19 protein-coding genes are annotated in these 23410 nt (G+C 61.0%); 17 read left to right on the plus strand and 2 right to left on the minus strand.

All coding sequences use genetic code 11. The annotated features are described in order from the left end of the window. Positions 1-67 precede the first annotated feature (67 nt). The 7 genes from IB246_RS03470 (at position 68) to IB246_RS03500 (ending at position 9432) form a co-directional block, all read left to right on the plus strand. Positions 68-2497, plus strand: coding sequence for a TonB-dependent receptor (locus tag IB246_RS03470; protein ID WP_008038423.1), 2430 nt, complete (start codon positions 68-70; stop codon positions 2495-2497). A gap of 65 nt (positions 2498-2562) precedes the next feature. Beyond that, complete coding sequence (locus IB246_RS03475) at positions 2563-3750, plus strand: ABC transporter substrate-binding protein (protein WP_008038422.1); 1188 nt, start codon at positions 2563-2565, stop codon at positions 3748-3750. Continuing rightward, the gene (locus IB246_RS03480; RefSeq protein ID WP_008038421.1) at positions 3747-4808 is read left to right on the plus strand and encodes a FecCD family ABC transporter permease; all 1062 of its coding nucleotides are present in this window, start codon (positions 3747-3749) and stop codon (positions 4806-4808) included. Before IB246_RS03475 ends, IB246_RS03480 begins: the two co-directional genes overlap by 4 nt. Continuing rightward, positions 4802-5557 (plus strand): ABC transporter ATP-binding protein, encoded by a 756-nt coding sequence (locus tag IB246_RS03485; RefSeq protein ID WP_008038420.1) that lies wholly within the window; start codon positions 4802-4804, stop codon positions 5555-5557. Before IB246_RS03480 ends, IB246_RS03485 begins: the two co-directional genes overlap by 7 nt. Positions 5558-5749: 192 nt before the next feature. Further along, a complete protein-coding gene (locus IB246_RS03490; protein WP_008026448.1) occupies positions 5750-6763 on the plus strand; it encodes an iron ABC transporter substrate-binding protein in 1014 nt (337 codons plus the stop codon). A 3-nt stretch (positions 6764-6766) separates the two neighbouring features. Continuing rightward, positions 6767-8365: an ABC transporter permease gene (locus IB246_RS03495; RefSeq protein ID WP_032832447.1), complete on the plus strand. Its 1599-nt coding sequence runs from the start codon at positions 6767-6769 to the stop codon at positions 8363-8365. Then, a complete protein-coding gene (locus tag IB246_RS03500) occupies positions 8362-9432 on the plus strand; it encodes an ABC transporter ATP-binding protein (RefSeq protein ID WP_008038418.1) in 1071 nt (356 codons plus the stop codon). Before IB246_RS03495 ends, IB246_RS03500 begins: the two co-directional genes overlap by 4 nt. On the opposite strand, the gene xerC is transcribed toward IB246_RS03500, so the two are convergent. After that, entirely contained in the window at positions 9429-10319 is an 891-nt protein-coding gene (xerC, locus tag IB246_RS03505) for a tyrosine recombinase XerC (protein WP_008038408.1), read from the minus strand. The genes IB246_RS03500 and xerC overlap by 4 nt on opposite strands. Positions 10320-10752: 433 nt before the next feature. Here xerC and arnB point away from each other — a divergent pair, with 433 nt between their 5' ends. From arnB to IB246_RS03545, 8 genes are read left to right on the plus strand one after another with little or no spacing between them, the layout of a single operon-like run. Continuing rightward, positions 10753-11901 (plus strand): UDP-4-amino-4-deoxy-L-arabinose aminotransferase, encoded by a 1149-nt coding sequence (gene arnB / locus IB246_RS03510; RefSeq protein WP_008038406.1) that lies wholly within the window; start codon positions 10753-10755, stop codon positions 11899-11901. Next, positions 11898-12917: an undecaprenyl-phosphate 4-deoxy-4-formamido-L-arabinose transferase gene (gene arnC, locus IB246_RS03515; protein WP_008026458.1), complete on the plus strand. Its 1020-nt coding sequence runs from the start codon at positions 11898-11900 to the stop codon at positions 12915-12917. The genes arnB and arnC overlap by 4 nt, the downstream gene beginning before the upstream one ends. Then, the gene (gene arnA / locus IB246_RS03520) at positions 12914-14905 is read left to right on the plus strand and encodes a bifunctional UDP-4-amino-4-deoxy-L-arabinose formyltransferase/UDP-glucuronic acid oxidase ArnA (protein WP_008038405.1); all 1992 of its coding nucleotides are present in this window, start codon (positions 12914-12916) and stop codon (positions 14903-14905) included. The genes arnC and arnA overlap by 4 nt, the downstream gene beginning before the upstream one ends. After that, complete coding sequence (arnD, locus tag IB246_RS03525; protein WP_008038404.1) at positions 14905-15789, plus strand: 4-deoxy-4-formamido-L-arabinose-phosphoundecaprenol deformylase; 885 nt, start codon at positions 14905-14907, stop codon at positions 15787-15789. Before arnA ends, arnD begins: the two co-directional genes overlap by 1 nt. Next, on the plus strand, positions 15786-17435 hold the full coding sequence (gene arnT / locus IB246_RS03530; RefSeq protein WP_008038402.1) for a lipid IV(A) 4-amino-4-deoxy-L-arabinosyltransferase: 1650 nt from the start codon (positions 15786-15788) through the stop codon (positions 17433-17435). The genes arnD and arnT overlap by 4 nt, the downstream gene beginning before the upstream one ends. After that, positions 17432-17776, plus strand: coding sequence for a 4-amino-4-deoxy-L-arabinose-phosphoundecaprenol flippase subunit ArnE (gene arnE / locus IB246_RS03535; RefSeq protein ID WP_008026468.1), 345 nt, complete (start codon positions 17432-17434; stop codon positions 17774-17776). The genes arnT and arnE overlap by 4 nt, the downstream gene beginning before the upstream one ends. After that, positions 17773-18174, plus strand: coding sequence for a 4-amino-4-deoxy-L-arabinose-phosphoundecaprenol flippase subunit ArnF (gene arnF, locus IB246_RS03540; RefSeq protein ID WP_008038401.1), 402 nt, complete (start codon positions 17773-17775; stop codon positions 18172-18174). The genes arnE and arnF overlap by 4 nt, the downstream gene beginning before the upstream one ends. Next, positions 18171-19550 carry a UDP-glucose dehydrogenase family protein gene (locus IB246_RS03545; RefSeq protein WP_008038398.1) on the plus strand — a complete coding sequence of 460 codons (1380 nt, stop codon included), beginning with the start codon at positions 18171-18173 and terminating at the stop codon, positions 19548-19550. Before arnF ends, IB246_RS03545 begins: the two co-directional genes overlap by 4 nt. Positions 19551-19683: 133 nt before the next feature. Here the strand turns inward: IB246_RS03545 and IB246_RS03550 are convergent, their stop codons facing one another. Continuing rightward, a complete protein-coding gene (locus IB246_RS03550) occupies positions 19684-20652 on the minus strand; it encodes a LysR family transcriptional regulator (RefSeq protein WP_008038396.1) in 969 nt (322 codons plus the stop codon). Between the two features lie 296 nt (positions 20653-20948). Here IB246_RS03550 and argH point away from each other — a divergent pair, with 296 nt between their 5' ends. Then, a complete protein-coding gene (argH, locus tag IB246_RS03555; RefSeq protein WP_008038395.1) occupies positions 20949-22376 on the plus strand; it encodes an argininosuccinate lyase in 1428 nt (475 codons plus the stop codon). Positions 22377-22530: 154 nt separating this feature from the next. Then, entirely contained in the window at positions 22531-23409 is an 879-nt protein-coding gene (locus tag IB246_RS03560) for an amino acid ABC transporter permease (protein WP_008026479.1), read from the plus strand. The last annotated feature ends 1 nt before the right edge of the window (position 23410 follow it).

Raw genomic sequence — 23410 nt, forward strand, 5'->3', positions numbered from 1 at the left:
CTTTTTTTGATCTCGACTGGCAAGGAAAGGAAGAACTTCTCAACCTCGTCGAAAGGGTCATCACTCCATGTTCGTTGCACGCCCTCTGCGTTCGGATCGCTCACTCAAGCTGGCTATCCGCAGCGCGTTGCTAAGCCTTGCCCTGACCGGCGTCGCCTGCCCCGTTGCCCTTGCCGCGCCAGCGTCACTGGATGCCACTGCGACCCGCGCCTACAGCATTGCCCCCGGCCCGCTGGGGGCAACCTTGTCGAAGTTCGCGGTGGACGCCGGCATTGCGCTTTCATTCCAGCCATCAATGACCGAGGGCCTGATGAGTCCGGGGCTTTCCGGCACTTACTCGCCCCAGGAAGCGATCACCCGACTGTTGTCCGGCAGCGGTCTGCAAATAGTGCCGCGCACTGATGGCAGCTACACCCTGGCGCCGATCCCGGCCAACAGCGAGGGGGATCTGACCCTTGCCGAAACCACGATCAACGGCACCGACGGTCGCAAGGGCAGCTTGCCGCAAGCCTACCCGGGCGGTCAGGTCGCCCGTGGCGGGCGGCTCGGCATGCTGGGCAACAAGGACGTGATGGACGCACCGTTCAGCGTCAGCAACTACACCTCGACGTTGATGAAAGATCAGCAGGCTGTGACAGTGGCCGATGTGCTGGAGCGCGACTCCTCGGTACGCTCCACTGGCCAGACCGGCGGCATTGTCGATTCCTTCTTCATTCGCGGCTTCCCGGTGGGCGAAGGCAACCTCGGCGAACTGGCGTTCGACGGTGTATACGGCGTTGCGCCCAACTACCGGGTCTTCACCGAATACGCCGAGCGTATCGAAGTGATCAAGGGCCCCGGCGCCCTGCTGTACGGCATGTCGCCCAACAGCGGTGTCGGTGGCGTGATCAACGTAGTCCCCAAGCGTTCCCTCGATGAGGACCTGACCCGTTTCACCGCCAGCTACGCCATGGATTCGCAGATCGGCGGCCACGTCGATGTCAGCCGGCGCTTCGGCGAAGAACGCCGCTTCGGTGTGCGCGTCAACGGCAGCACCCAGCAAGGTGACACGGCCATCGACGATCAATCCCGGGACGTCGACATCGGCGCCATCTCCCTGGACTATCAGGGTGATCGCCTGCGAACCACCCTGGACCTGATCAGCCAGAAAGAACAATTCGACGCCGCGTCCCGTCCGTTCCTCATCGCCTCGGGCGTGGAAATCCCCTCCGCCGCCAACGGCCGCACCAACGTGAGCCAGGACTGGGGATGGGCCGAAACCCGCGATAAATCGGCCCTGCTCGGTGCCGAGTACGACCTCAACGACGCCTTGACCGTGTTCGCCCACGCCGGTGGCGGCCGGTCGGACGTGAAGCGGATGTCTGATCAGACCCCGACCATTCTCAACAACGCGGGTGACACCTCTTCAATCCCGGGCTACTACAAATTCGAAGTCGAGCGCTACACCGTCGACGCCGGTGCCCGCCTGCGCTTCGACACCGGCCCGATCAGCCACAGCACCACGTTGCAGGTCACCCGTTATCGCGACGAACTGAAACGCGGCATCATTTCCGGCCCAGCCGTGCTGTCGAACATGTACCACCCGATCGACCGTCCGAAACCGTCCATTGCCGAACCGGATGCCCTCAAGGTCTCCGAGACAGAACTGTCGGGCGTGGCGTTGGCCGACACCCTTTCGGTACTGGATGAGCGCTTGCAGGTCACTGTCGGCCTGCGCAAGCAGAACATCGAATCCGATAACTTCAACGCGGCCGGCGCCGTCACCACGTCTTACGACGAAAGCGAAACCACGCCGCTGTTCGGGGTGGTGGTCAAGCCCTGGGACCACGTGTCGTTCTACTACAACTACATCGAAGGCTTGAGCAAGGGCGACATCGCGCCGGCCACCGCGTCGAACTCCGGCGAGATCTTCGCGCCTTACATTTCCCGCCAGCAGGAAGTCGGGGTCAAGGTCGACTACGGCACCTTCACCTCTACGCTCAGCCTGTTCCAGATCAAGAAGCCCAGCGGCGAGCTGGCCTCCGGTGTGTTCTCGGTACAAGGTGAACAGCGCAATCGGGGCGTGGAGTTGAACGTGTTTGGCGAGATCGCCCAAGGCACTCGCCTGCTCGGTGGCGTCACCGTCCTCGACGCTGAACTGACCAAGACCGGAACCGTTGCCAATCGCGGCAACAAACCGGTGGGCGTGCCCGAGGTCCAGGCCAACTTGTGGGCCGAGTGGGATACGCCGTGGATCGAAGGTTTGACGCTGACCAGCGGCGCGATCTACACCGGCAGCCAATACGTCAACCAGGCCAACACCCAGGAACTCGACCCATGGACCCGCTTCGATGTTGGCGCACGTTACGCCACGCGCATCGCGGAGCGTCCGACCACATTCCGGGCCACGGTGCAGAACGTTTTCGACCGTGAGTACTGGTCCGGTGTCGCGTCCTATGGCGCCTTCTCACAAGGTTCGCCGCGCACCCTGCAACTGTCGGCCACCGTCGACTTCTGAAACGTTCAGCCCCGGGCAACGGCCTGAGCCGTTGCCCGGTCTGGCTACCTGTAAAGGTTTCAACCATGGCATCTGTTCATCCACGCCGCCACGCCTTCGCGGCCCTGCTATTGGCGGGACTGCTGGGCGTGTTGGGGTTTTCTCTGGCGCCGCGCACCGCGCTCGCGGCGAATCCGGATCCCGCCGCCGTCACGGTCACTGACCTGCTGGGCCGCAAGGTCAAGGTTCACCTCCCGGTCAGACGGGTGATTCTCGGCGAGGGGCGGCAGTTGTACCTGGTCGCCGCGCTGGATACGCAAAACCCCATCGAGCGCATCGTCGGTTGGCGCAAGGACTTGATTCAGTCCGACCCGGACACTTACGGTGCCTACCTGCGCAAGTTCCCCGACATCGCCAGGATTCCCACCTTCGGCGGCTTCGAAGACGGCACCTTCGACATCGAGCAAGCGATCTCGCAACAACCGGACGTCATCGTCCTGAACATCGAAGCGCAGCACGCCACCGAAGATGCGCGCTACATCGAGAAGCTCGACGCGCTGGGGATCCCGGTGGTCTACGTCGATTTTCGCAACAACCCGATGCAAAACACCGAGCCGACCATGCGCCTGTTCGGCCAGTTGTTTGGCAAGGAAGAGCGCGCCGAGGCGTTTATCGATTTTCGCAATCAACAGATCCGTCGTGTTACCGACGTCATTGAGGCCAAACACCCCGCGCGGCCCACGGTGTTCATCGAGCGAATCGGTGGGTACACCGACGATTGTTGCCTGAGTTTCGGCAACGAGAATTTCGGCCTGTTTGTCGACATGGCCGGTGGCAACAACATCGCCAAAAGCATCATTGCGAACACCTTTGGCCAGTTGAACCCCGAACAGGTGATCGTCGCCAACCCGGATCAAGTGGTCGTCACCAGCGCCAACTGGCAAGCCTTTGCGCCCGGCGGTCGCTGGGTAGGCGTCGGACCGGGCGCGGACCTGACACAAGCGCGACACAAACTGGCCTGGTACACCCAACGCCCGGCCTACGCCGGTATCAAGGCGCAGAACGATCAAGCGTTTCATGCCATCTGGCACCAGTTCTATAACAGCCCCTACCAGTTTGTGGCCATCCAGCAATTGGCCAAGTGGTTTCATCCGGCGTTGTTTGCCGATCTGGATCCCGACGCCGCGTTTCGCGAACTCCACGAGCGCTTCCTGCCTGTGCCCTACCAACCGGGCTACTTCGTCAGCCTTGAGAAAACCGGGGTCAAGCCATGAGTTCGTTAGGTGAAATGCCTATTGCGCAGAGCGTGACGTACCGTCAACGGGTCCTGCGAAAACGGCTGATCCTGGTGGCGCTGGCGGTGTTGCTGGTGTTCAGCGTGCTGCTCGATCTGGCGCTGGGTCCGGCCAGTTACAGCCTGAAGGAGGTGCTTGGCGCCCTGTTTTCACCGGACACGGCGTCGGCGCAAGTGCGGGTGGTGATGTGGGACATCCGCTTGCCGGTCGCGCTGATGGCGGTTGCGGTCGGCGCGGCGCTGTCGCTGGCCGGTGCGCAGATGCAGACGATCCTCAACAACCCGCTGGCCAGTCCGTTCACCCTGGGCCTTTCTGCCGCCGCCAGTTTTGGCGCGGCAATGGGACTGGCTTTCGGGGTGGCGCTGTTCCCGCTGGCGGCGCAGTACATGGTGCCGCTGAACGCGTTCATCATGGCCATGCTTTGCGCGCTGCTGATCCACTTTCTGAGCATGCGTCGCGGCGTAACCGCCGAAACCATCGTGTTGCTCGGCATTGCCCTGGTGTTTACGTTTAACGCGTTGTTGGCACTGGTGCAGTTTTTTGCCACCGAGCAAGCGGTGGCGGCCGTAGTGTTCTGGACCATGGGCAGCCTGACCAAAGCCACCTGGCCAAAACTCGGGGTGATTTGCGCGGTGATCCTCATCACCCTGCCGATCTTCGCCAAGCGGGCCTGGGCCCTGACGGCCCTGCGCTTAGGCGATGACAAAGCCGCGAGTTTCGGGATCAACGTGCGCAGCCTGCGCTTCCAGACACTGATCATGGTCAGCCTGCTCGCCTCGTTTCCGGTGGCCTTCGTCGGCACCATCGGTTTTATCGGGCTGGTCGGCCCGCACATCGCCCGGATGCTGATTGGTGAAGATCAACGGTTCTTTTTGCCGGCGTCATTGCTGACCGGAGCGCTGATTCTGTCCGCCAGTTCGGTGGTCAGCAAAACCCTGATCCCTGGCGCGATTTTCCCCATTGGCGTGGTCACTTCGCTGATCGGCGTGCCGTTCTTCATCTCTTTGATCCTTGGCGGGAAGAAAAACACATGGTGAAGCTCCAGCTTGAAAACCTTGGCGCCCGCTATGGCCAGCGCGAGATCATTAGCGGCGTGACTACGGCAACGTTTATCGGTGGCCAGGTGGTCGCGGTGGTCGGGCCCAATGCAGCGGGTAAATCCACCCTGTTCAAACGCATGGCCGGGCTGATCGACGGCCCGGGACAGGTCAACTTGCAGGGCTCGAAAAAGGGGCCGCAGGGCATCAGCTACATGCCTCAGGGCTTGAACGCCAGTGCCCGGTTGACCGTCTATGAGTCCGTGCTGCTGGCCCGCAAACAACTGACGCCGGGGTGGGTCGTTCACGACGACGAGCTGAAACTGGTGGACCAGATTCTCGACGCGCTTGGCATCACCGAACTATCCTTTCGCAACCTCGGCGAACTCAGTGGCGGGCAGCAGCAATTGGTATCGATCGCACAAACGCTGGTGCGCGAACCGGAAATCCTGCTGATGGACGAACCGACCAGCGCGCTGGACATGCATCGGCAGGTTCAAGTGCTGAACTTCATGCGCGCACTGGCACGCAAACGCGAAGTCATTGTATTTATTGCCATCCATGACCTGAATCAAGCGCTACGCTTTGCCGATCAGGTATTGGTGATTGCCAATGGAACGTCCCGGGGGAGCGGGCCCAGCGCTGAAGTGATCACCGAACAGATGCTGCGCGAGGTCTACGAGGTCGAAGCCAGAATCGAGATTTGCAGCCGTGGCCAGCGCCATATCCTGATCGACGACATCGTTTGAATCAGATCGACCGCGCAAGGGGCTGAGTCACTGCTAATCTGAATGAAAATGACATGTATTAACGGTTTATTTAACGTTTTTTTCTCATTGTACCCACTACATTCCAGCGATCCGAAACATGCAAATGATTCGCATTGGTTGAACCGCGAATTCCTGCGTATGACGCCCAAAAAAACAGGAGCTGCCCGAAGCATGAATCGCCATATCCCCTCTTTCCTGAAAAAAGCCCTGCTGGCCACTGCCCTGCTGAGCGCCGGCCACGTCTACGCCGCCGATGCCGACGGTATCGTGGTCTACAACGCCCAGCACGAAAGCCTGACCAAAGCCTGGGTCGAAGGTTTTACCAAGGAAACCGGGATCAAGGTCACGATACGCAATGGCGACGACACGGAAATGGGCAATCAGATCGTGCAGGAAGGCGCGGCCTCCCCGGCTGACGTGTTCCTGACCGAAAACTCCCCGGCCATGGTGCTGGTGGACAACGCCGGGCTGTTTGCGCCAGTGGCGCCGACCACCCTGGAACAGGTCGATGCAGCCTACCGTCCGGCCCATGGCAAATGGGTCGGGATCGCCGCGCGCTCCACGGTGTTTGTCTATAACCCGGGCAAACTGCCCGAAGCCGAATTGCCGAAGTCGCTGATGGATCTCGCCGACGCCAAGTGGAAAGGCCGTTGGGCGGCCTCCCCGGCTGGTGCCGACTTCCAGGCGATTGTCGCCGCCGTGCTGGAACTCAAGGGCGAAGCCGCAACACTTGAGTGGTTGAAGGGCATGAAAAACAACTTTACCGCGTACCGGGGCAACAGCTCGGTGCTCAAAGCGGTCAACGCCGGGCAAATTGACAGCGGCGTGATTTATCACTATTACCGCTTCGGTGATCAGGCCAAGACCGGCGAGAACAGCAAGAACACCGCCCTGCACTACTTCAAGCACAAAGACCCGGGCGCGTTTGTGAGTATTTCCGGTGGCGGTGTCCTGGCGTCCAGCCAACACAAGGATCAAGCCCAGGCGTTCCTGAAGTGGGTCACCGGCAAAGACGGCCAGGCGATCCTCAAGACTGGCAACTCCTATGAATACGCTGTAGGCAAGAACGCTGAATCCAACCCCAAACTGGTGCCGCTGCAGCAGCTCGACGCGCCGAAAGTCGACGCCTCGAAACTCGACAGTAAAAAAGCCGTGGAGCTGATGACTCAGGCCGGACTGCTCTAATTGATACCTGAAACATTACCCGCGGGCGTCGCTGAGGCGATTCCCGCAACTTTACGCCGCCGCTCCCGCGGATTGTTCGTGGGTCGCGGCGGTGCGTGGGTGATCGGTTTGTCGGTGCTGGTTTCTCTGCTCGCGCTGCTGCCCATCGCCTTTGTCATCGGCGTGTCCGTACAAACTGGCTGGTCGACCTTGCTGGCACTGGTGTTCCGGCCACGGGTTGGCGAGCTGTTGATCAATACGGTGTTGCTGGTGTTGATCACGATCCCCTTGTGCATCGCGCTGGGCGTGACACTGGCCTGGCTGACCGAGCGCAGCGATCTGCCGGGGCGACGCTGGTGGTCGTTACTGGCGACCGCGCCGCTGGCGGTTCCGGCATTCGTCCACAGCTATGCCTGGGTCAGCCTGGTGCCGCCGATTCACGGGCTGTTTGCCGGGGTGCTGGTGTCGGTCATCGCCTACTTCCCCTTCCTCTACTTGCCGATTGCGGCGACTTTGCGTCGGCTCGATCCAGCCATTGAAGATGTCGCGCAATCGATGGGGCTCAAGCCCTGGGCCGTGTTTTTTCGCGTCGTGCTGCCGCAGTTGCGCCTGGCCATTTGCGGCGGCGCCTTGCTGGTCGGGCTGCACCTGCTGGCCGAATATGGCCTGTACGCGATGATCCGCTTCGACACCTTCACCACGGCGATATTCGATCAGTTCAAGTCCACCTTCAACGGACCTGCCGCGAACATGCTGGCCAGTGTTCTCGCGCTGTGCTGCCTGGCGATGCTCACCGTTGAATCGACGGCGCGTGGTAATGCGCGTTATGCCCGCGTCGGTTCCGGAAGCGCCCGGGAGCAGCAGCTCGTGCGCCTGAAAAAGGTGCCCACCGTGCTCGCGCTGACCTTGCAAATCGTGACCTGCGCCCTCGCGCTCGGGGTGCCGTTGATCACCTTGGGCAAGTGGCTGATCGCCGGTGGTGCGGACGTCTGGCAGATGGCCGACTTGATGCCGGCACTGCAACAGACGCTGCTGCTCGGGATTGCGGGTGCGGCCCTCACCACCTGTGCGGCAATCCCGATTGCCTGGCTGTCGATCCGCTCGCCGGGGCGGCTGCAACGGGTCCTCGAAAGCTGCAACTACATCACCAGCTCATTGCCGGGCATAGTGGTCGCCCTGGCCTTGGTGACCGTCACGGTACATTTCGCCCGGCCGATTTATCAGACCACGATCACCGTACTGCTGGCGTATCTGCTGATGTTTTTACCCCGTGCCCTGGTCAGCTTGCGGGCCGGCATCGCCCAGGCGCCGGTGGAGCTGGAGAACATCGCGCGCAGTCTCGGTCGCTCGCCCGGCCGCGCACTGTGGCTGATAACCCTGCGCCTCGCCGCGCCCGGTGCAGCCGCGGGTGCCGCGCTGGTGTTTCTGGCGATCACCAATGAATTGACCGCCACCTTGCTGCTCGCGCCGAACGGCACGCGCACGCTGGCGACCGGGTTCTGGGCGTTGACCAGCGAGATCGACTACGTCGCTGCGGCGCCTTATGCCTTGCTGATGATCCTGCTGTCACTTCCGTTGACGGGGCTCCTCTATCACCAATCCAAAAAAACGGCTGGCCGATGAACGCTCTTGAACTGCATTCGATCTGCAAATCCTATGGCTCGCAACGCGCCCTGGAAAACATCAGCCTGTCGGTGCCGACGGGCAGCCGCACGGTGATCGTCGGGCCTTCCGGTTCGGGCAAAACCACCTTGTTGCGCATGATCGCCGGTTTCGAGTTTCCGGACTGGGGTCGCCTGACACTCAACGGCCAGACGCTGGTGGACGACACCCACGAAGTCCCGGCGCATCAACGCCAGATAGGTTATGTCCCGCAGGACGGCGCCCTGTTCCCGCACATGACCGTGGCCGCCAACATCGGTTTCGGCCTGTCGATCAAGGGTGCGCAAAAACAGGAGCGTATCGCTGAGCTGATGGACAGCGTCGCACTGGATTCCAGCATGGCCAATCGTTGGCCCCACGAGCTTTCCGGCGGCCAGCAACAACGTGTGGCTCTGGCGCGGGCACTGGCGCAACAGCCACGCCTGATGTTGCTTGATGAGCCGTTTTCCGCGCTCGACACCGGCTTGCGAGCGGCCATGCGCAAACTGGTCGCGCGGTTGCTGGCAGACGCCGGGGTCACCACCATCCTGGTGACCCATGACCAGAGTGAGGCGCTGTCGTTTGCCGATCAACTGGCGGTCATGCGCGATGGCCAACTGGTGCAGTCAGGTCATCCACTGGACCTCTACCGCTACCCCGGTGACGAACAAACCGCGCTGTTCCTCGGCGATGCGGTGGTCATGCCCGCCAGGATCGAGGCTGGCTGGGCGCATTGTGATCTGGGGCGGATCCCGGTCAACAACCATCGCAACAACCGTTGCGCGCAGATCATGCTGCGGCCCGAGCAGCTGCAAGTGGTCGGCATCGTGCCTAGCGCGGTGGAGGCCGCCGGGTGTCGCGCGGTGGTGACCGAGCGGGATTTCAGCGGCAATACCTGCACCTTGACCGTGGAACTGGAGTCGCCGCCATCCGCCGAGCAGCCCGGTCGCACGCTCATGGTGCGCAGTTCGGGCCTGTACGCGCCACCCACCGGCAGTGCGGTGCACGTCTCGACCATCGGTCACGCCCACGTGTTGAGCGAAGCTTAAAGGTCGAAACGATCCACGGCCCGTCGCCGCTCGTTGTCATCCCGCACGTCATAGTTGGCGGTTGTCTGGATGTTGCTGTGATGGGCGAGCTTCTGCGCGATCGACAGGTCATGCTCCTCGATCACCCGGGTAATGAACGAGCGGCGAAAATCGTGGGGCATGATCTTCACCCCGACCTGCGCACCGCGCTGGCGGGCGATGTAATAGATCGCGTGCTTGGTGATGCGCTCACGGGTGATGTGGCTGCCACGGCGAATGCGATTGAACAGGAACGGATCGTCCACTTCGCCTTCCTTGAGCTGCGAACGGCGCAGCTCCAGCCAGGCATCCAGTTTGGCGAATGCCCAGGCCGGTGCGTATTTGATCAGTTGCTTGTTACCTTTGGCGGTCACCCGCAGGCTGCGCTCGGTGAAATCCACCTGATCGAGGTCCAGGTTCACCGATTCCGACTTGCGCATGCCCGAGCCATACAGAATCCCGATGATCGCCGCGTCTCGCAGGCCTTGTGGCCGTGGGTCCGCGGCACAGACCGCCATCATTTCCTGAATCAGCGAGCGTCGCAGGTTGCGCCCCTGGGACAGCCGCGTACCGGCAATCCCCTTGACCGAGCGCATTTTCAGCAAGTGTTCCTGGCTGATCAGGCTCATGCGCCACGCTTCGTTCATCACCCCGCGCACAGCGTTGACGTACAGCGACGACGTATTCGGCGCGTAGCCATCCTCACGCAGTGCCGCGACCAGCGCGATCACATCCTCGGGCTGAAGCTCGTGCCAGGGAATTTCCTCGACGTTCATGTCTTCGAAGCCCAGACGGTCGGCGGCATCCTGCAACACATAACGCATGGTCAGTTGGCTGGACGGCGCCAGTCGCGCCAGATACACGGTCATCGGGCTCTTTGCAGCAGTTGAATCAGCAACAGGTAAGTCAATCAAAACAAAACGGCCTTGAGTGGAAACAGATCATTAAAACAACTAAGGATTGAAACATCCTTCATATAAAGCGGAACACTTCTGTAGGACCTTTCTACTAAAAACGCGATGAACGGCAGTAGTCTGAACACGGGCTTAATAGCTGTCAGAAAAACGATTCGCCGACTGGTTTTTCATGTTCCTTTCACAAAAACGCGCCTAACCTCTTATGAATACGGTGAGCCGCAAGGGGCTCCCAACCTGCCGGTCCAGGCAGGAAAAGTCAATGAAAGCGGATTGTCAGCATGATGAGTCAACTCATTGATGCAGCTTTAGATTATTCGGCTACGCTTTTATTGGATCCAATAATTATCTAGAGCCACACCACTAAGCCAACAGCCTTGAGGTGCCCATGAGTCAGGCTTTTCTCCCCTTCTCCCGCCCCAGTATCGGCGATGAAGAAATGGCTGCCGTAGAGCAAGTATTGCGCTCCGGCTGGATCACTACCGGACCGAAAAACCAGCAACTGGAAGAACACTTCGCCAACTACGTGGGCTGCCGTCATGCCGTGGCACTTTCCTCGGCGACCGGTGCCATGCACGTCACATTACTGGCCTTGGGCATTGGTCCCGGCGATGAAGTGATCACCCCGTCCCAGACCTGGGTCTCCACCGCCAACATGATCTGCCTGCTGGGCGCGACACCGGTGTTCGTCGACGTTGACCGCGACACGCTGATGAGCAACATGGAGCACATTGAAGCGGCCATCACCCCGCGCACCCGGGCAATCATTCCGGTGCATTATGCCGGCGCCGCCTTCGATCTCGACCCGCTCTATGCGTTGGCCGACAAACACGGCATCCCCGTTGTTGAAGACGCCGCCCACGCCGCCGGAACCCTCTACAGAAATCGTCACGTCGGCGCGAAAGGCACGGCGATCTTCTCGTTCCACGCGATCAAGAACATGACCTGCGCCGAGGGCGCGATGTTCGTCACGGATGATGAAGCGCTGGCCAGTCGAGTGCGCATGCTCAAGTTTCACGGCCTCGGCGTCGATGCCTACGACCGCCTGACCCACGGCCGCAAACCCCAGGCCCAAGTGATCGAGCCGGGGTTCAAATACAACCTGGCCGACATCAATGCCGCCATTGCTTTGGTGCAACTGGAGCGCCTGGACCAGATCAACGCCAAGCGCACCGAACTGGCCAAGACTTACCTGCAACGGCTGGAAGGCTCACCGGTGCAACCGCTGGCGATTCCGGCCTACCCGCAGCAGCACGCCTGGCACCTGTTCATCCTGCGCATCGATGCCGAACGCTGCGGGCTGGACCGTGAGGCGTTCATGAAAGCCCTGCAGGAACAAAACATCGGCACCGGCATTCACTTCATCGCCACTCACCTGCACACCTACTACCGCCGGCGATTCCCCAACATCTACCTGCCCAACACCGAATGGAACTCGGCGCGCCTGTGTTCGATCCCGTTGTTCCCCGACATGACCCACGACGACGTCGACCGTGTGGTCAGCGCCATCGAAAACACTGTGGACAGACGCCTGTGAAACCTTATCCGATCCGTTGTGTGTCAATTGTCATCCCGGTCTACAACGAACAGGACAGCCTGCCCGAACTGCTCAGGCGCACCGAGGCGGCGTGCCAGCAATTGCACCATGACTATGAAATCGTATTGGTCGACGACGGCAGCCGCGACCACTCGGCGCAGATACTTGAAGAAGCCGCCAGTCGCGAGTGCAGCCCGGTGGTGGCGGTCATTCTCAACCGCAATTACGGGCAGCACGCGGCAATCATGGCCGGTTTCGAGCAGTGCAAGGGCGATGTCGTCATCACCCTCGATGCCGATCTGCAAAACCCGCCCGAAGAAATTCCACGGTTGGTGGCTCAGGCCGAACTCGGCTATGACGTGGTCGCCACGGTGCGCAACAACCGCCAGGACTCGGCCCTGCGCCGTTGGCCGTCGAAGCTGATCAACCTCGCCGTGCAGCGCTCCACCGGCGTCGCCATGAGCGACTACGGCTGCATGCTCCGGGCTTACCGCCGGACCATTGTCGACGCCATGCTCGCCTGCCGTGAACGCAGCACGTTCATTCCGATCCTGGCCAACAGCTTTGCCCGGCACACCACGGAAATCCTGGTGACCCACGCCGAGCGCGAACACGGCGAATCGAAGTACAGCCCCATGCGCCTGGTCAATCTGATGTTCGACCTGATCACGTGCATGACCACCACGCCGCTGCGGTTGCTGAGCATCGTCGGCTTCGCCATGGCCGGACTGGGCGTGGCATTCGCCATGGCGCTGATCGTCCTGCGACTGGTGTTCGGCGCCAGTTGGGCCGGTGACGGTACGTTCGTGCTGTTCGCCGTGCTGTTCGTGTTCACCGGCGGCCAGTTCATCGGCATGGGCCTTTTGGGCGAGTACCTCGGGCGCATGTACAGCGACGTTCGCGCCCGTCCGCGGTTCTTCATCGAAAAAGTCCTGCGCGGCCAGCCGGCCACCCCGGCGCCTGTGGTCACCGTCGACGGCCTCACTTCCACCTCTTCAGATCAGGTTCTCTCATGAGCGCAAAAGCTGTTGTCTTCGCCTATCACGATATTGGCTGTGCCGGCCTCGAAACCCTGCTCGCCAGCGGTTACGAGATTGCCGCCGTGTTCACCCATGCCGATGATCCGCAGGAAAACGCCTTCTACGGCTCGGTTGCGCAACTGTGCGCCCGTCAGGGGATCCCGGTGCACGCGCCGGAAGACGTCAATCATCCGCTGTGGATCGAACGCATCGCCAAGCTCAACCCCGATTACCTGTTCTCGTTTTATTACCGCCACCTGCTCAGCGAACTGTTGCTGGCCACGGCCACTAAGGGCGCGTTCAACCTGCACGGTTCGTTGCTGCCGCGCTATCGCGGTCGTGCGCCGGCCAACTGGGTGCTGGTCAATGGCGAAAGCGAAACCGGCGTGACCCTGCACCGCATGGTCAAACGGGCCGATGCCGGCGCGATCCTCGCCCAGAAAAAAGTAGCTATTGAGCGAAGCGACACCGCGCTGAGCCTGCACGGCAAGTTGCGCGTGGCCGCTACCGACCTGCTGCGCGACACGCTGCCAGCGTTGCTCGCCGGGAAAGTCAGCGAGACCCCGCAGGACGAATCGAAAGCCACGGTGTTTGGTCGCCGCACGCCTGCCGACGGCAAGTTGATGTGGCAAAAACCGGCCGAAGAACTGTTCAATCTGGTACGCGCCGTGACCCAGCCTTATCCCGGCGCGTTCTGCGCGGTGGGTGAGCACAAACTGATTGTGTGGAACGCCGAGGTCGCCCTGGGCAACGAAGGCCAGGCACCGGGCCGGGTCATCAGCGTCGATCCGCTGCGCATTGCCTGCGGCGAAGACTCGCTGGTGATCACTGCCGGTCAACGCAACGACAACGGTTTGTACCTGAGCGGCCCGCAACTGGCCAACGAACTGGGGCTGGTCGACGGTTCGGTGCTGCGCGGTGCCGAATCAGGGCGCGCGCCACGTCGCACCCGCGTGCTGATCCTCGGCGTCAACGGCTTCATCGGTAATCACTTGTCCGAGCGTCTGCTGCGTGACGACCGCTACGAGGTCTACGGCCTGGATATCGGCTCGGACGCCATCGAACGCCTGCGCAGCCATCCGCATTTCCACTTCGTCGAAGGCGACATCAGCATTCACTCCGAGTGGATCGAGTACCACATCAAGAAGTGCGACGTGGTCCTGCCGCTGGTGGCGATCGCCACGCCGATCGAGTACACCCGCAACCCGCTGCGCGTGTTCGAACTGGACTTTGAAGAAAACCTGAAACTGGTGCGCTACTGCGTCAAATACAACAAGCGCGTGATCTTCCCCTCGACCTCGGAAGTCTACGGCATGTGCCAGGACGCCAAATTCGACGAAGACACCTCCAACCTCGTGGTCGGGCCGATCAACAAGCAGCGCTGGATCTACTCGACCTCCAAGCAATTGCTCGACCGCGTGATCTGGGCGTACGGCCAGAAAGGCCTGAACTTCACCCTGTTTCGCCCCTTCAACTGGATGGGCCCGCGCCTCGACCGACTGGACTCGGCACGCATCGGCAGCTCACGGGCCATCACGCAACTGATCCTCAATCTGGTGGAAGGCACGCCGATTCGCCTGTTCGATGGTGGTGAGCAAAAACGCTGCTTCACCGACATCGCCGACGGTGTCGAAGCGTTGGCGCGGATCATCGATAACGACAACGATGCCTGCAACGGCCAGATCATCAACATCGGTAACCCGGACAACGAAGCCAGCATCCGTCAGTTGGGCGAGGAGCTGCTGCGCCAGTTCGAAGCGCACCCGCTGCGCGACAACTTCCCGCCGTTCGCCGGCTTCCGCGACGTTGAAAGCAAGGCGTTCTACGGCACCGGTTACCAGGACGTGTCCCACCGCAAACCGAGCATCGACAACGCCAAGCGCCTTTTGGACTGGGCGCCGAACGTGCAGATGAGCAAAACCATCGGCAACACCCTGGATTTCTTCTTGCGTGAAGCGATGCTCGAAATCGCGGACAAGCGCTGATGCAGGCAGGCCTCCGAATTGATGTCGACACCTACCGGGGTACTCGGGAAGGAGTGCCCCGGCTGCTGGAGATGCTCGATGAAGCCCAGGTCAAAGCGACTTTTTTCTTCAGCGTCGGGCCGGACAACATGGGGCGCCACTTGTGGCGCCTGATCCGTCCGCAGTTCCTGTGGAAGATGCTGCGTTCCAACGCCGCCGGGCTGTACGGCTGGGACATCCTGCTGGCCGGCACCGCGTGGCCGGGCAAACCGATCGGCCGCGACCTCGGACATTTGATGCGTCAGACCCTTGCGGCCGGGCATGAAGTCGGCCTGCATGCCTGGGATCACCACGGCTGGCAGGCCAATGCCGGGCGCTGGAGCGACGCACAGCTGATCGAGCAGATTCGCCAGGGCGTGGACACGCTCGGCGACATCCTCGGGAAAAAAATCGAGTGTTCGGCAGCCGCCGGTTGGCGCGCGGACGAGCGCGTGATCGAGGCCAAGCAGGCTTTCGGCTTTCGCTACAACAGCGATTGCCGTGGCCACAGTCTGTTCCGCCCGATATTGGCCGAGGGTGATCTGGGCGCGCCGCAGATTCCGGTCGACCTGCCGACCTTCGATGAAGTGGTTGGCCCAACGCTCGCGGCCAAGGACTTCAACGGGTTCATTCTCGATCGATTCTCCTCGGAAAAACTCAACGTCTATACGATCCACGCCGAAGTAGAAGGGATTCTGATGGCCAACGATTTTCGTCAACTGCTGGCCGCTGCGCGCCAGCGAGGTATCCGTTTTCAACCCTTGGGCGACCTGCTGCCCGAGGCGCCAGGCACCTTGCCGACCGGTCGCGTACTGCGCGGCACGCTCGACGGTCGTGAAGGCTGGCTGGGAGTGCAAGGTGCATGAGTAAACGCTGGGTACTTCCGCTGCTGCTGGGACTTTTCCTGCTGGGCTACCTGCTGCCAATGGGCACCCACGGTCTGTGGATTCCCGATGAAACCCGTTACGCGCAGATCAGCCAGGACATGCTCTTGAGCGGCAATTGGATCTCGCCGCATTTCATGAGCCTGCGCTATTTCGAAAAACCGGTGGCCGGGTACTGGATGATCGCCCTTGGCCAGGCACTGTTTGGCGACAATCTGTTCGGGGTGCGGATTGCTTCGGCCATCAGTACCGGGCTCAGTGTGATGCTGTGTTACTTGATCGCTCGCCGGCTGTGGAACGAGCCACTCAAAAGCTTTGCCTGCGCGTTGCTGTACATGAGTTTCACCGTGGTCGCCGGGCAAGCCGGCTACGCCAATCTCGATCCGCAGTTCACTTTCTGGGTCAACCTGAGCCTGGTCGCCTTGTGGTTTGCGTTGGACAGCGCCACCCGCGCCCGACGCCTGATTGCCTGGGCAACACTGGGCCTGGCCTGTGGCATGGGCTTCCTGACCAAGGGCTTTCTCGCCTGGCTGCTGCCGGTGCTGATCGCCCTGCCCTGGATGCTCTGGCAAAAACGCTGGCGTGAACTGTTGATCTACGGCCCGCTGGCAATTGCCGTGGCCATCGCCGTGAGCCTGCCCTGGGCCTTGGCGGTGCACGCGCAGGAGCCCGATTACTGGCGGTTTTTCTTCTGGCACGAGCACATCCGTCGGTTCGCCAGTGAGGACGCGCAGCATGACGCGCCGTGGTGGTTTTATCTGCCGTTGCTGGTGGCGTTCAGTCTGCCGTGGGTGGTGCTGCTGCCGTCTGCACTTCGTCAGGCATGGCAAACCCGCAGGCAGGCAAACATCGCGTTCCTGCTGTTGTGGTTGCTGATGCCGCTGCTGTTTTTCAGCCTGAGCAACGGCAAGTTGCCCACCTATATCATGCCGTGCCTGCTGCCACTGGCCTTGCTGCTGGGGCATGCGCTGGCGGATCGCTTGCGGCTGGAGCAAGGCCGGGTACTGGGCCTCAATGGTTTGCTCAATCTCATGCTGGGCCTGACCACCCTCTTCACGCTGGTGTACCTGCAACTGAAAAAACCGCTGTACGACCACGAGTTGCACAACCTGGTGCTGGTGTTCATCGGCCTGATCGGCTGGATCATGGCCAACCTGCTACAAGCGTTCCGGCCCTTGCAATGCTGGGCGGCGCCGGCCTTCGGCAGCCTGCTGCTGGTCGGGGTCTTGCCGGCGGCCATACCCGAATCGGTGGTGGCGAACAAAATGCCCGACCAGTTTGTCCTTGAGCATGCCCGGGAACTCGGCGAGACCGCCAGTTTGTTGAGTAACGATCTGGGCGCCGCTTCGGCCCTGGCCTGGCGCCTGAAACGCCCGGACGTGGCGTTGTACAACACGATAGGCGAACTGAAATATGGCCTCGCTTATCCTGACGGCGTGTCGCAACGCGTCGACCCTGATCGCGTGCAACAGTGGATGCACGACGCCCGTCAGCGTGGCTCGGTAGGCGTGCTGATGCGGGTCAAGGGTCAAGACGAGCTGCATGAAATCGACCGCTTGCCCAAGGATGGCAAACGCTATGAACAAGGCAATCTTGTGATTTTGATATTCCCTCAGGGTGCGTCATGAGCCTGTTGCTGGTATTGGCGGCCTGCCTGCTGACCTGCCTGGGCCAGATCGCCCAGAAATACGCCGTGGAGAACTGGCGCGGCAAGACGTCGGGCTGGGGCGAGAAATTGCGCTCGCCATGGCTGTGGCTGGCCCTCGCCGCGTTGGGCGCGGGTTTGCTGGTGTGGCTGCTGGTGTTGCAGCGACTTGAAGTCGGCGTCGCCTATCCGATGTTGAGCCTCAATTTTGTGCTGATCACCCTGATCGCTCGCTTTGTCTTCCACGAAACCATCGACCGCCGCCACGGGTTGGGCGTAGCGCTGGTGATCGGCGGCGTGATTTTGCTGGGGTTGAACGCATGAGCCTGCGCCGGGGCATCGCCTTCGCCCTGGGCAGCGTGCTGCTCGGCAGTGCCGCGCAGTTGGGCATGCGCTGGAGCATGACGCGCCTGCCGTCACCGGAGCACTTGCTGACCGCCAGCCTCGACCCGAGCGCCGTCGCCGTGGTGCTGGCCGCGATCCTCGCTTACGCCCTGTCGATGCTCAGCTGGCTCGTGGCCCTGCGCGATGCGCCACTGGGCCGGGCTTACTCGCTGCTGAGCATCAGCTACGCGCTGGTGTACCTGCTGGCCGCCGTCCTGCCGGTGTTCAACGAAGACTTCAGCCTTTCCAAAAGCCTCGGGGTGGCCCTGGTCATTCTGGGCGTCATCACCATCAACGCTCGACCTGCTCACGCGTCCACACTCAGGAGTGACCTATGAAAATCAGTGTATTTGGTAGCGGTTACGTCGGCCTGGTGCAGGCCGCTGTCCTGGCTGAAGTCGGCCACGACGTGGTTTGCATGGACATCGACGAGAAAAAAGTCGAGTTGCTGCAGCAAGGCCACGTGAGCATTTTCGAGCCGGGGCTGGCCAGCCTCGTGCGCGAAAGCCTGGAGGCCAAGCGGTTGCAGTTCACCACTGATGAAAAATTCGCGGTGCAACACGGTCAGGTGTTGTTCATTGCGGTGGGCACGCCGTCCCGGGACGATGGTTCGGCGGATTTGCGCTACGTGCTGTCGGTGGGCGAAGCGGTGGCCCGCCACCGCGAGCAGCCGGTGATTCTGGTGGAGAAATCCACCGTCCCCGTGGGCACCGGCGATACCTTGCGCACGCACATCGACAAGTGCCTGATCAAGGTCGGCCGGTTACTGCAGTTCGATATCGTCTCCAATCCGGAGTTCTTGAAAGAAGGTTCGGCCGTCGCCGATTGTCGGCGCCCGGACCGTATCATCATCGGTTGCGAAAACGATGACGTGCGCGATGTCATGCGCGACCTCTACGCACCGTTCAACCGCAACCATGACCGGATCATGTTCATGGACCTGCGCAGCGCCGAGCTGACCAAGTACGCCGCCAACTGCATGCTGGCGACCAAGATCAGCTTCATCAACCAGATCGCCGAACTAGCCGAACACCTCGGCGCCGACATCGAATCTGTGAGGCTGGGCATCGGCGCCGATTCGCGCATCGGCTACCACTTCATCTACCCCGGCTGCGGTTATGGCGGCTCGTGTTTCCCCAAGGACATGCGCGCCCTGATCCACAGCGCCGAGGAAGCGCATTGCTCCAGCGACCTGCTGCAAGCGGTGGAAGCCATCAACCAGCGGCAGAAACACAAGCTGTTCGAGCGCATCAACGCGTTCTACAAAGGCGATTTGCGCGGCAAGACGTTTGCTGTGTGGGGCCTGGCGTTCAAGCCCAACACCGACGACATGCGCGACGCGCCGAGTCGGGTACTCCTGGAATCGCTGTGGGCCGCCGGTGCCAGCGTGCGGGCGTTCGACCCGGAGGCGATGCAGGAAACCCAGCATTTGTATCCCGACGAAGCGAAGCTGATGCTCATGGGCACCCCGGAATCAGTGCTGGCCGGCGCCGATGCGTTGATCATCTGCACCGAATGGCAGCAGTTCAAGGCGCCGGATTTCAATCTGATCCAGCAACGTTTGAAAGCACCGGTGATATTCGATGGACGCAATCTGTATGACGCAGACCGGTTGGCGCGCAGCGGGTTTATGTACTTTCCGATGGGGCGAGGCGACTCGCGCAAGTTACCGATTCCACATCAACAATGGCCAGTGGCTTCAGTTGTTGCGTGATTGACAGAGGCCTACTCAAAACACTGTAGGAGCCGGCTTGCCGGCGATGAGGACCTTGGACTTTGTGGTGATCTTTTGATTGCTATCGCTGGCAAGCCAGCTCCTACAGTTTGATGGTGTCAGTAAAGTTTGATTAACAAACAGGCACCTTCAAATCAACGCCCAACGCCTGGGCAAACGCCTTCACCAACGGACTGCGCACGGTGTTGTGACGCAGGATCAGATTGAACGGTGTGCTGATGTGAATGAGGTCCGGCCGCACCGCGCGAAATTGCCCTTGGGCGACCATCGACGCGGCGTAATGCTGCGGTAGAAAACCCACGAAACGCCCGGTCTTGATCAGCAGCGCCACGGCTTCCACCTGGGTCGCCGAGGCGGAAAAACTGTCGTACCGGGCAAAATTCAGTTTGTCGCGATGGATCGCGTAGCGGTGGTTGATGCACTCGTAATCCTTGAGTACGTTGCTGCCGATTTCTGCGTCCGGCACCGAGAACAACGGGTGGCCGATCGCGCAGTAAACCTCCGAGCGTTCTTCATACAGCGTGTAATAGTCGAACTCTTCGCGTTTCTGATAAACCGGCACGATACCGGCCACCAGTCGACCCTCTACGACCCCTCTTTCAATTTCATCCAGTTGTGACGCCTGAAGTTGAAACCTTACTTTCGGCGATTCTTCATTTATCCGTCTAAGCGCCGCAACTAACGGTGAATTAAGATCGGAAATAGTGTTATCAATAACGCCCACGCCCAAGTCGCCAATAAGTTCATTCTGCGCCGAACTAAGCCGGTCGCGAAAGTTGTCAACCGAGGCAAATAAATCAATCGACGCCTGATACACCAGCCGGCCTTCTTCGGTCAGATGAAAGCCCTCGCGACCTCGGGTGCACAAGCGCATGCCGATACGAATTTCAAGGTCGGAGATCTGTTTGCTGATGGCCGCCAGCCCCACATTCAGCTCGTTCTGCGCCGCACTGAAACCACCGGCCTCGACCACGGCCTTGAACACTTTGAGCAGTTTGAAATCCAGCCCGCTGAGGGCCAGTGGCGCCCGATGCGCCGTTTTTGGCGCCGGGTTTCCGGAATTGGAAAGTGGGGTTTCCATAATGCTTATTTACCTCTGGCGCTCTATTCAACAACCTGTGTCCAACAACAAAAACATAGCTGGCCAATAATAATGAACACAGAAAACCAGGCTTGGCAACCGCTAATAATCCCCGTACTTCAGTGCCAACTCACTGATTTCGAACTACTAAAAGCTGACACTTCGATCAGCTCTCGCAACGCTGCAACTGCCCTCTTGAAAACTGCTTAGGCCGAACCACGCCCGAATTATTTCCGGCGGGTCTTCCCGGCTCTGCGCATCAATTTCAGTTCGCTTTACCGACGAGGAAAACAACAATGTCTCAAACCACCGACCGTCTCTGGGGTGCCCGCTTCAAAAGCGGCCCATCCGAAGCCCTGGCGGCCCTGTCCCGTTGCCCTGAGCGCTACTTTCGCCTGACCCCGTATGACCTCGCCGGTTCCAAGGCCCATGCCCGTGAACTGCAGCGCGCCGGGCTGTTGAGCGAGCAGGAAACCCACACCATGCTGGCCGCGCTGGAAGGTATCGGCGCTGACTTTAAAGCCGGCAACATCGCGCCAACGCTGGATGACGAAGACGTCCACACCTTCATCGAACGCCTGCTGACCGAGCGCCTCGGCCCATTGGGCGGCAAGCTGCGCGCCGGCCGTTCGCGCAACGACCAGACCGCCAACGACCTTCGTCTGTTCCTGCGGGACCACGTGCGCACCCTGGCCGTCGAAGTGCTGGCCTTGCAACAAGCGCTGGTCGACCAGGCCGAACAACACATCGAAAGCATCTGCCCCGGTTTCACTCACCTGCAACAGGCGCAACCGATCGTCTTTGCTCACCACTTGCTCGCTCATGCCCAATCGATGCTGCGTGACGTGCAACGGCTGGTGGACTGGGACATCCGCACCTCGCTGTCGCCACTCGGCGCCGCCGCCATGGCCGGTTCCGCCATCGCACGCCTGCCGCAACAGTCGGCCAAGGAAATGGGTTACAGCGGCGTGTGCGAAAACTCCATCGACGCCGTGGCCAGCCGCGATCACGTTGCCGAGTTCCTGTTTATCGCCAGCATGCTCGGAATCAACATTTCCCGCCTGGCGGAAGAATTCTGCCTGTGGTCGTCGCGGCAATTTCGCTGGGTCGCACTGGACGATGCCTACGCCACCGGCAGCTCGATCATGCCGCAGAAGAAAAACCCGGACATTGCCGAGCTGGCCCGGGGCAAGGCGGGTCGCCTGATCGGCAACCTCACCGGCCTGCTCTCCACCCTGAAATCCCTGCCGCTGTCGTATAACCGCGACTTGAGCGAAGACAAGAACGGCGTGCTCGACAGCGTCGACACCTTGCTGCTGGTGCTGCCTGCCATGGCCGGGATGGTCGCGACCATGAAGGTCAACGTTGAAGAGCTGCGCCGTCAGGCACCGCTCGGGTTCACCCTCGCCACCGAAGTGGCCGACTGGCTGGCGGTGCGTGGCGTGCCGTTCAAGGAAGCCCATGAAATCACCGGCGCGCTGGTTCAGGCCTGTGAGAAACACGACATCGAGTTGTGGGAAGCCTCGCCAGCGCTGTTGGCCGAGATCGATTCGCGCCTGACCCCGGAAGTACGCGACAGCCTGACGCTGGAAGCCGCCATCGCCGCCCGTAGCGGTTGGGGTGGTACGGCGCCGCAGCAGGTGCGCGAGCAGATCGGCCGGTTGAAGACCGCCCTCGCCGCACAACACGAATGGACCGAGAACTATCAGGGCTTCCGCCTCTGATAGACAACGCAGATCCCTTGTAGGAGCGAGGCTTGCCCGCGAAGAGGCCATGTCAGTCAGCATCAGTGGTGAATGACACACCGCTTTCGCGAGCAAGCTTCGCTCCTACAGGGAATTGTGTTTGACCTGTAATACCAGTGTTCGGAGAAACAACATGAGCCAGACTCAGGCAGAACGACTCCAGGCGGAGCGCAAACTGGCGGAAAACCAGTTCGATATCACCCAGTACGATCACGTGCCACGGCGCTATTACGGGCGGATCTTTTTCGCCACGGTCATCGTCATCGCGATCATCGGCCTGGTGCGGGCCTTCGCCGAAGGCAAGATCGAGTGGTCGTACATCGGCCAGTTCCTCACGTCCCAGGCGATCATGTGGGGCTTGCTCAATACCATCGTCATGGCCGTGCTGGCGATGGGGCTGGGCATTGTGTTCGGGGTGATCACGGCGATCATGCGCATGTCGGCCAACCCGATCCTGCGTTACGTGGCGGTGACCTACACCTGGCTGTTCCGTGGCACGCCGCTGATCCTGCAACTGCTGTTGTGGTTCAACCTGGCGCTGATCTTCCCCACCATCGGCATCCCTGGCGTGTTCGAAATGGACACCGTGAGCCTGATGACGCCGTTCGTGGCCGCCCTCCTCGGCTTGAGCATCAACCAGGGTGCCTACACCGCCGAAGTGGTGCGCGCCGGCCTGCTGTCGGTGGACACCGGGCAGTACGAAGCTGCCAAGTCGATCGGCATGCCACGCCTGCAAGCGCTGCGCCGGATCATCCTGCCGCAGGCCATGCGGATCATCATTCCACCGGTCGGCAACGAGTTTATCGGCATGGTGAAAATGACCTCGCTGGCGAGCGTCATCCAGTACTCGGAGCTGCTCTACAACGCTCAGAACATCTACTACGCCAACGCCCGGGTGATGGAGCTGCTGATCGTCGCGGGTATCTGGTACCTGGCCACGGTCACCGTGCTGTCCTTTGGTCAAAGCCGTCTGGAGCGTCGTTTCGCTCGCGGCGCCGGCAAGCGTTCTTGAG

Origin of the sequence: Pseudomonas sp. PDM01 (assembly GCF_014852325.1) — a bacterium.
Lineage (GTDB): Bacteria > Pseudomonadota > Gammaproteobacteria > Pseudomonadales > Pseudomonadaceae > Aquipseudomonas > Aquipseudomonas migulae.

Coding starts and splice junctions, on each gene's coding strand:
- arnF (WP_008038401.1), top strand. CDS start 17,773: ATGAGCCTGCGCCGGGGCATCGCCTTCGCCCTGGGCAGCGTGCTGCTC.
- IB246_RS03475 (WP_008038422.1), top strand. CDS start 2,563: ATGGCATCTGTTCATCCACGCCGCCACGCCTTCGCGGCCCTGCTATTG.
- IB246_RS03550 (WP_008038396.1), bottom strand. CDS start 20,652: ATGGAAACCCCACTTTCCAATTCCGGAAACCCGGCGCCAAAAACGGCG.
- IB246_RS03470 (WP_008038423.1), top strand. CDS start 68: ATGTTCGTTGCACGCCCTCTGCGTTCGGATCGCTCACTCAAGCTGGCT.
- IB246_RS03490 (WP_008026448.1), top strand. CDS start 5,750: ATGAATCGCCATATCCCCTCTTTCCTGAAAAAAGCCCTGCTGGCCACT.
- arnT (WP_008038402.1), top strand. CDS start 15,786: ATGAGTAAACGCTGGGTACTTCCGCTGCTGCTGGGACTTTTCCTGCTG.
- IB246_RS03560 (WP_008026479.1), top strand. CDS start 22,531: ATGAGCCAGACTCAGGCAGAACGACTCCAGGCGGAGCGCAAACTGGCG.
- arnA (WP_008038405.1), top strand. CDS start 12,914: ATGAGCGCAAAAGCTGTTGTCTTCGCCTATCACGATATTGGCTGTGCC.
- argH (WP_008038395.1), top strand. CDS start 20,949: ATGTCTCAAACCACCGACCGTCTCTGGGGTGCCCGCTTCAAAAGCGGC.
- IB246_RS03480 (WP_008038421.1), top strand. CDS start 3,747: ATGAGTTCGTTAGGTGAAATGCCTATTGCGCAGAGCGTGACGTACCGT.
- IB246_RS03485 (WP_008038420.1), top strand. CDS start 4,802: ATGGTGAAGCTCCAGCTTGAAAACCTTGGCGCCCGCTATGGCCAGCGC.
- IB246_RS03500 (WP_008038418.1), top strand. CDS start 8,362: ATGAACGCTCTTGAACTGCATTCGATCTGCAAATCCTATGGCTCGCAA.
- arnB (WP_008038406.1), top strand. CDS start 10,753: ATGAGTCAGGCTTTTCTCCCCTTCTCCCGCCCCAGTATCGGCGATGAA.
- arnE (WP_008026468.1), top strand. CDS start 17,432: ATGAGCCTGTTGCTGGTATTGGCGGCCTGCCTGCTGACCTGCCTGGGC.
- IB246_RS03545 (WP_008038398.1), top strand. CDS start 18,171: ATGAAAATCAGTGTATTTGGTAGCGGTTACGTCGGCCTGGTGCAGGCC.
- xerC (WP_008038408.1), bottom strand. CDS start 10,319: ATGACCGTGTATCTGGCGCGACTGGCGCCGTCCAGCCAACTGACCATG.
- arnD (WP_008038404.1), top strand. CDS start 14,905: ATGCAGGCAGGCCTCCGAATTGATGTCGACACCTACCGGGGTACTCGG.